This window comes from Cyanobium sp. BA20m-14 (assembly GCF_024346295.1).
In genome coordinates, this window is the sequence record NZ_JAGQCR010000143.1 from 1 (window position 1) to 8,069 (window position 8,069).

Consider the following 8,069-nt stretch of genomic DNA (forward strand, 5'->3'; position numbering starts at 1 on the left):
TGATGATCGTCAAACAGGATCAATACCGGGTGCGCCTGGTGCAAACCCCGCCAGTTCACCACTGCCGGCCGGCCGTGGATGTGCTGTTCCGCTCCGCAGCGGCAGTCGCCGGAGCGCACACCCTGGGGGTGGTGCTCACCGGGATGGGGCGAGATGGGGCCCGCGGCCTTGGATCGATCAAGGAGGCGGGCGGCTGTTCCCTGGCCCAAAACGAAGCCAGCAGTGTGATCTACGGCATGCCAAGGGCCGCCGTTGAACTGGGTGTGGTCGACCGCAGTGTCCACCTGCAGGCCATGCCCCAGGCCATTGTGGAAACCCTTAACACCATCAAACCCTGAGCCACTGGCATGGACGAATCTGAACTGCCCGGCGCCGAGCTGCTCAGCGCTGCCCGCATCCTCGTGGTGGACGACAGCAAAATGCTGCGCATGGGCATTGCCCGCTCCCTGCGTCAACTGGGAATTGGGCAGATTGAGGAGGCCGTCGATGGCCAGCATGCCCTGGAGCGCCTCAAGCAGGAGGAATTTGATCTGATGCTGCTGGATATGGAGATGCCCCAGATGAATGGGCTCGCCGTTCTTGCTCGCATGCAGGCCAATTCGGAGCTCAGAAGCCTGCCCGTAATCGTGATATCTGGCGGCGAATCAATAGACGAAGTGGTGGCCTGCATTGAGATGGGCGCCGAGGATTACCTGCCCAAACCCTTCAGCCAGGTGCTACTTAGGGCCCGACTGACCTCATCACTGGAGAAAAAGAGGCTGCGCGATCTGGAAATCATCCAGCGAAAACAGCTGGAATCCCAACACCTCAGGCTGATTCAGGAACAGGAAAAATCAGAGCTGCTGCTGCTCAATATTCTGCCGGTTGCAATTTCAGAACGGCTCAAGGGTGGCGAACAACGTTGCGCCGACAGCCACGCCAATGTTTCTGTCTTATTTGCCGACCTGGTGGGCTTGACCAGGCTCTCCCAGGGCATGACCGCCAAGCAATTAGTTGAGGTGCTCCATAGCCTCTTCTCCAAATTTGACCAGTTGGTGGAGGATGCCGGCCTCGAAAAGATCAAGACCATCGGCGACTGCTACATGCTGGTGGGAGGCCTACCGGAGGCCCGAAACGACCATGCCAGGGCTGTGGTCTCCACGGCAGTGAACATGCTGGAGGCAATGGCGCAGTTCAACCAGGCCAACCAAACAGACCTAAACATGCGAATTGGCATCCACAGCGGCCCGGTGGTGGCAGGGGTGATTGGCAAAAACAAATTCACCTATGACCTCTGGGGCAATACGGTGAATGTGGCGAGCCGGATGGAATCGAGCGGCACCCCGGGGCGGGTACAGATTTCTACCCAGACGGCCGAATTGCTGGATGACACCTTTGCCCTGGAATCCCGCGGACTGGTCCAGGCCAAGGGCCTGGGCGAGGTTGCCACCTTCTATGTCAACGGGCGCAGAAGCGCACCTGCAGACTGAGTCGATCCACAGGCGCAGCCAGCTCGGCCGGATCAAAAGGGGCTGCCTCCGCCGCCATCACCATCTTTAGCCCAGGCCTGGAGCCCCCTTCCAGCAACACCTCAATGGGCTTGAGCGCCCCCTTGAGCCCCATGGCACCCGCTAGATCCAATCCCTGCTGCAGGGCGTCCTGGTAAGCGGCCCGCAGCAGGGTGGCGCGGGCGGCCCGATCCCCCGGCCGATCGGCCTCGGTCGCCACCGGGGCGAGCCGAACCCCAGGCAACCCGCCCACCCCCCGCACCAGGTCCTGCAGCCTGGCCGGCGCCAGCTGGCCAGACACCTGAAGGCTGGCTACCACCCGCTCAGGGCTAGGGCGACTGGCGGGCCGTTGCCAGGTGGTGGGGGAGGTGACCTCCAGGTCAACCACCTGGAGATTTTTCAAGCTGGTGCGCACCGCGGCAAGGCGCCCCTGCAGGCTGGCCAGCGCGGCCTCGCTGCTGGCAGCCTCCGCTTCCAGGGCCAGGGAAAAGCGCAGGTTGGCTGTGATTCGCTTGAGTTCGCCGCTGCCTCGGGCCTCCAACAGGGTGCCGCTGCAGGCGAGCTGCACCTGGCTCTGGGCCAAGCCGGCCGCGGGAAGCAAGGGCAACAGCAGGGGCACAACCCAAGCCAGTCTCAAAGTGTGGAATCGAGTCAAAATGTGGAGCTGGCTCAAAATATAAACTTACTCGAAATATGGCATTACTCAAAATATGGAGCCGATCAGATGAAGCCCAACCCCAAGGAACGGCTCCAGAGCTTGAAGATGGTGGCAGGTGGCTGGCGACCCCAGGCCATCGACCTCGATGCTCTCAAGGCCCTGCCGGCAGGAAGGAAACCCACGACATCGTGCATGTGCGAGCGAACTCGGCCTGCAGGGCTTCAACCTGGCCCAAAACCGCTCCCCGCTGCAGGAGTGGCGCCAGGAGCTGAAGTTGAACGTGAATTGAGCCTGGAGTTCTGAATCGCAAGCATCACTGACGAAGTGCGATGCCGGGATAGATTCATTATTCATATCGGCGTAGCAGTTGAAGGCGCAACTCGAAGGCTCAATGACTGGAGCAGGAGGAGACGCATGATCAACAGATCGCTCAGCCTGGCCAGCACGCCAGCTTGTCCGATTCGCCACCGCAGGCGGACGATTACTACCGGCAGCACATCAAGTTGAACCTTCGCACCGAGATTGGGAAGCCCGAGGCCGCGATCAGGGCCCGAACGCCCCCACCGGCACCACCACAACCCCATCCTCACGTCGATAGCCATAGCCCTTGCCGCAGATCACAGCGAGGAAACTCGGCGGGCCGGTTCGGCTTGTGTCGATCTGGCGGGCGAAGTGAAGCAGGCCCGCGGCTGCCTGCTCCACCTGCCCTTCGCCAAGCTTGATTTCAATCGCTCCCCAGCGGCCGTCGCGCAGCTGCACGATCGCATCCACCTCCACACCGTAGTGATCGCGGTAATGGAGCACCTCCCCATCCAACGGCTGGCTGTACACCCGCAGATCCCTCATCACCAAGGATTCGAACAGCAGGCCCAACAACTCCAGATCCGCCAGCAGCCGCTCCGGGCCAGCTCCCAGCGCTGCCACAGCCAGTGAGGGATCCACGTAATGCCGTTTCGGTGCCTTACGCAGCCTTGCTCTGGAGCGCAGGTGGGGGGCCCAGGCGGGTTGATCCTCGATCACCATCAGCCGCTCCAGCGCCTGCAGGTAGTCGGACACGGTGCGCTCATCAAGTGCCGCGCCCCCACCGACCGCATCGGCGGCCAGAGTGGCCAGGCGCGCCTCCGTGGCCGAATGCCGCCCAAGGGCCCGCAGCAGATACCCAACCTTGACGGGATCACGTCGATGCTCCCCCACCCGGCTGATGTCAACTTGCCGCACCTGTTCCAGGTAGTCGCGGGCGGCCCGCAGCGCCGCCTTCACCGGCCGTCCCTGTTGTGCCGGCCATCCGCCGATGCTTATTAGATCGCAGAGATTCTGCACCGTGAGGCCGGGATCGGCCGATCGTGGGGCCTCACCCGCGAACAGCTGCCGCAACGACACCCCACCCACGGAGACACCTGCTTCGAACAGGGTCATCGGACGCATCCGCAGGAAGGAGAACCGCCCAGCGCCGGTGTGGCGATCAGCGTCATCGGCCGGCACCGACGATCCAGTCAGCAGGAACTGGCCTGGCTGATCCGCGGCATCCACGGCCCGCCTCACCTGATTCCACAGCCCAGGTTCCACCTGCCATTCATCCAGCAGCCGGGGCCTGGCGCCTGCCAGGACCAGCGCTGGATCAACGGCCAGTGCCTGCCGAGCCGCGAGGTCTACGTCCAACAGCACCCTGGAGGCCGCCTGCTGGGTTGCCGTCATGGTCTTGCCGCAGGCCTTCGGTCCCTCGATCACGACAGCCCCTGCGGACTGGAGCTGATCCAGCAGCTCGGCATCGACGATTCGGGGGCGATACGCCGGCATGCCTGCGCCTTGATGGGGTGGTTGCCGACAGCTTACTGCTGCTTTTGCCGCCTCTTTGATGCTGCTTTTGCCGGCATTCTCCTGCGGAGTTCGCCGTCCCCTCCATGGGGGGTTCGCCGAATCCGATTTCGATCAGATGCGCAGCCCGCGGCGGAAGTCCTCCAGCGGGCCATCGAGTTCCGGGATGTTGAGGGTGTTGATCCACTCCTGAATGTCGCTGATCAGGAAGGCCTTTTCATCGCTGGGGTCAGCGTAACGGGGCCGGATCTGGCGCTCAAACCAATGCTCCACGCTCAGCGCCATCCTTCTCCACAGACGCCCTGAAATCTGCCCAGATCCCAGTGGCAGCAATGGATCTGGGCAAGAGAATGGGGCATGGTCAAGCCCAAGTCCTTCCGGCCCTGGAACCCCGAGCAGACGCTGCTGCTGCTGCCATCACCAGTGGACTGGTTGCCAGAGAACCACCTGGTGTTCTTTTTGCTGGATCTGGCCGGCGAGCTGGATCTTGAGGAAATCCACGCCGTCTACTGGCAGCAGGATCCCCACGGAGAGAAGGCCTGCTGGGAAGGCGCCACCTTCCGGGTTCTCACCGGCAATCAGCAGCCTGACCACAGCCGGATCAGCGATTTCCGCCGCCGACACCTGCCTGCCCCACGAAGCAGATTAGTTCCCTTCATTTTTTTGTTGGTGGCCATTGCGATTAGGCCGGCCCAGAGATTCTGCCCACCACAGGTAGTGTCCGCCGTCCACAGGGTGTATGCCGACCACTAGCAGTGGTCTGACCCAAGGAAAGCGGGGCGTCACCCTGGCGAGGCAGGCCCGCCGACTCACCCCTCCAGCAGGCTCATCCGCAGCTCCTCGCGGCCCTGCTCCAGCGCCCCATCCAGGGCCGCCCCATCGCGCCCGCCCGCCTGGGCCAGGTTGGGCCGGCCGCCGCCGCCGCCCCGAAGGCCTGCGCCCTCGACGCCATCAAGGCGGGCCACAAGCAGCTGGAACTCCACGAGAGCCTGGGCCTGACCCGCCAGCGCTGAAGCCTTGGCCAGTGTCAGCTCGCCTGGATCGACGACCTGCTTGAGGGCCGTCTGCAGCAGGTGGGTGGCTGTGCATAAAGCTTAGGTGCGACGCCGGCAAGTCCGAACCACTTGGGCTATCACGAAAGCACCAATGGTCAGGCTACCCCGCTCGATTCAGCTGCTGTGCACAAACACGCTGGGGCTGCGGCGGAGACCGACCAGAAGGGATAAAATATGTGATAATTAAGAAATGTCACAGTCTTGATCATTGAGAGGCAAGCCATGATCAAGATGCTCATAGATTGCAAGAATCTATAATAAATCAATGTCAACAAGCTTTGAAAATAATATAAAAGCGGATTCAGAACAACTTTTTGTTTCCACAAATGACTATGGACTTTTAAGCAGTGAGCCAATGATGGCGTCGGCCATCAGACCTATCCAGCCAGACGAGCGCATTTCTCGATCATCCAATATCTCACCAATTGCATCAGACACGCCAGGCTATAGCCCCTCTGGCTTGAAGGATTATTCTGTTGGCACTAGCACACAACCATCTCCCGAACACGACAATATTACAGGCCTATCAGTTTTTGCCGTAGGCAATGTTCTGGACGATTTCACCGCCAACACCTCCACCACCGGCAGCATCGCCGTCGGCGGCAGCAGCACAGGTGTGGTGAACTTCAACGCTGATCGCGACTGGTTCCGCATTGATCTCGCCGCGGGGCAGACCTATCGCTTCAATCTCAACGGCAACACCCTCTCCGATCCCACCCTCGCCCTTCGCAACGCCAGCGGCACACAGCTCGCTTTCAACGACGACTTCAACGGCCGCAACTCCCAGATCACCTACACCGCCACCAGCACTGGCACCTACTTCCTAGACGCAGGTGCCCTTGGCAGTGGCACCGGCTCCTACACCCTCCTCGCAGCAAATACCTCCCCCACAGACGATTTCACCGCCAACACCTCCACCACCGGCAGCATCGCCGTCGGCGGCAGCAGCACAGGTGTGGTGAACTTCAACGCTGATCGCGACTGGTTCCGCATCGCCCTCACCGCTGGCCGTAGCTATGCGTTCTCGATCATTGGAAGCAGCTTGCGCGACCCAGACCTGTATCTCCGCAATGCAAGCGGCAGTCAACTCTCCTTCGCAGATGATTCCGGGGGATCGCTCAATCCCACGATCGACTTCATCGCACAAACCACTGGCACCTATTATTTAGACGTGGGCTCTAAAGAGAATGTCGGTGCTGGTGCTTACACACTCTATGCTCGTGATCTGTTCACCGATGATGACTTTAGCGCCAACACCTCCACCACCGGCAGCATCGCCGTCGGCGGCAGCAGCACAGGTGTGGTGAACTCCAGTGGTGATCGCGACTGGTTCCGCATTGCTCTCGCCGCGGGGCAGACCTATCGCTTCAATCTCAACGGCAACACCCTCTCCGATCCCACCCTCGCCCTGCGCGACGACAGCGGCAACCAGCTCGCTTTCAACGACGACTTCAACGGCCGCAACTCCCAGATCACCTACACCGCCACCAGCACTGGCACCTACTTCCTCGATGCCGGCCCCTACAGCAGTGGCACCGGCTCCTACATCCTCCTGGCCGCAAACACCACGCCTCTGCCAACCACAGACGATTATGCCGCTGATATCACCACCACTGGCAGTGTTGCGATCGGCCGCGTAGAAGCTGGATCCATCAACTTCGGTGAAGATCGCGACTGGTTCAGCATCACCCTCAACGCTGGCAGCACCTATCGCTTCAATCTCAACGGCAATACCCTGTCCGACCCGACCCTGAGTCTTCGAGACAGCAGCGGCCGCAATATCCTGGCAAGCAACGACAACTTCGCTCCTGGCCTGAATTCACAAATAACATACACAGCAATAGCCACGGGAACCTATTATCTCGACGCTGGTGGCACTGGCTCAATTATTGGCAACTACTCACTCAGTGCCACAGATCTCAGCAATAACGTCGATCGCATCACCGGTCTTGTTGATACGACCATACGCAACTTGGTCAACACAGCGCTGGGAGACAATCTTTTCAGCCACCAAGAACTATCCACGCTGCTAAGAACAGCGGCCAACAGCGGCGTGACATCTCAAGAACTTTCCGATCTACGCACCATTGCAAACCAGTTTAGCCCATATCTTTCTGCTACATCACGCACCTACCACCAGTATATTTACAATGCCGTCGTCAATGGCAACTCGGCCAACCAATGGTGGACCAGTGGGGCGAGCACACGTACAGCGCTAGGCAATCTTGCTGCAGGATCCAGCCACACACAGATGAATCGATTAGTAGATAAATGGTTCGGAGGACTTGACCTGCCAACGAATTTTGCAGGCGGCGATACAGCAGCAGGAGCTAATAGTCTCACCTTTAATTATGGTCAGATGGCAGGAAGCCTGTATGTCAATGATGTAGCCTTTTCCGATATCAATCAAGGCCAAGCAGGCACTTGTTACTTCCTCGCAGCTTGCTCAACCCTTGCGAACAACCAGCCCCAGCTGATTCGTGACATGTTCCGCGACAATGGCGATGGAACCTATGGTGTACGCTTCTACGGATCTACTGGCAATGAACTCTGGGTTACTGTCAATCAAGCCGTTCCCATTCTTTCAAACAATTCATTAGCTTTAGCTGGGAACGCATCCCGCTCTCTTACTGGCGAGATGTGGCTAGCATTGGCCGAAAAAGCCTATGCGCAAGCGAATGAAGTCGGAGTATTTGGGCGCTCAACACAAGCCAACAGTTATAGTTTTATTGAAGGTGGCCTGGAAGAATCCTTGCGGCACATCACAAACCGCAGCACAACTACCTATTCTGCAGATAATCCCCGCTCTGGATGGACCTCATCCAATAACAATTTGACGACGTGGAACAGTTATGAAAATATAGCCATTGCAGCCATCAATGCGGGCAAATCATTGTGGCTTGGCAGCTTTGGCAATAGCAGTGACAGCTCAGGGAAACGCAACCTTGTCTCTGGCCATGCCTTTGCTATAACAGGCTACAATCAATCTAACGGTCGTTTCACAATCAGCAACCCTTGGGGCGCAGGAGGCTCGACCTTTGCGGGAGTGTTCGA

General features: G+C 59.5%; 8 protein-coding genes. 4 read left to right on the forward strand and 4 right to left on the reverse strand.

Annotation, left to right across the window (positions count from 1 at the left end):
- Both KBZ07_RS12785 and KBZ07_RS12790 read left to right on the forward strand, forming a co-directional pair.
- Positions 1–338 (forward strand): CheB methylesterase domain-containing protein (locus KBZ07_RS12785; RefSeq protein ID WP_254931970.1); only part of this gene is annotated, 338 nt, incomplete at its 5' end.
- Positions 339–347: 9 nt separating this feature from the next.
- Positions 348–1,469, forward strand: a complete 1,122-nt coding sequence (locus tag KBZ07_RS12790; RefSeq protein WP_254931971.1) for an adenylate/guanylate cyclase domain-containing protein — start codon at positions 348–350, stop codon at positions 1,467–1,469.
- On the opposite strand, the gene KBZ07_RS12795 is transcribed toward KBZ07_RS12790, so the two are convergent.
- From KBZ07_RS12795 to KBZ07_RS12805, 3 genes are all read right to left on the reverse strand, one after another.
- A complete protein-coding gene (locus tag KBZ07_RS12795) occupies positions 1,438–2,094 on the reverse strand; it encodes an SIMPL domain-containing protein (RefSeq protein WP_254931972.1) in 657 nt (218 codons plus the stop codon). The two genes, KBZ07_RS12790 and KBZ07_RS12795, sit on opposite strands and share 32 nt — an antisense overlap.
- A gap of 594 nt (positions 2,095–2,688) precedes the next feature.
- Entirely contained in the window at positions 2,689–3,942 is a 1,254-nt protein-coding gene (locus tag KBZ07_RS12800) for an ATP-binding protein (RefSeq protein WP_254931973.1), read from the reverse strand.
- A 132-nt stretch (positions 3,943–4,074) separates the two neighbouring features.
- The gene (locus tag KBZ07_RS12805) at positions 4,075–4,245 is read right to left on the reverse strand and encodes a hypothetical protein (RefSeq protein WP_254931974.1); all 171 of its coding nucleotides are present in this window, start codon (positions 4,243–4,245) and stop codon (positions 4,075–4,077) included.
- Between the two features lie 72 nt (positions 4,246–4,317).
- Here KBZ07_RS12805 and KBZ07_RS12810 point away from each other — a divergent pair, with 72 nt between their 5' ends.
- Positions 4,318–4,713: a hypothetical protein gene (locus KBZ07_RS12810; RefSeq protein ID WP_254931975.1), complete on the forward strand. Its 396-nt coding sequence runs from the start codon at positions 4,318–4,320 to the stop codon at positions 4,711–4,713.
- A 56-nt stretch (positions 4,714–4,769) separates the two neighbouring features.
- Here the strand turns inward: KBZ07_RS12810 and KBZ07_RS12815 are convergent, their stop codons facing one another.
- Positions 4,770–4,943: a hypothetical protein gene (locus KBZ07_RS12815; protein ID WP_261355779.1), complete on the reverse strand. Its 174-nt coding sequence runs from the start codon at positions 4,941–4,943 to the stop codon at positions 4,770–4,772.
- A gap of 532 nt (positions 4,944–5,475) precedes the next feature.
- Here KBZ07_RS12815 and KBZ07_RS12820 point away from each other — a divergent pair.
- Positions 5,476–8,069 (forward strand): pre-peptidase C-terminal domain-containing protein (locus tag KBZ07_RS12820; RefSeq protein WP_254931976.1); only part of this gene is annotated, 2,594 nt, incomplete at its 3' end.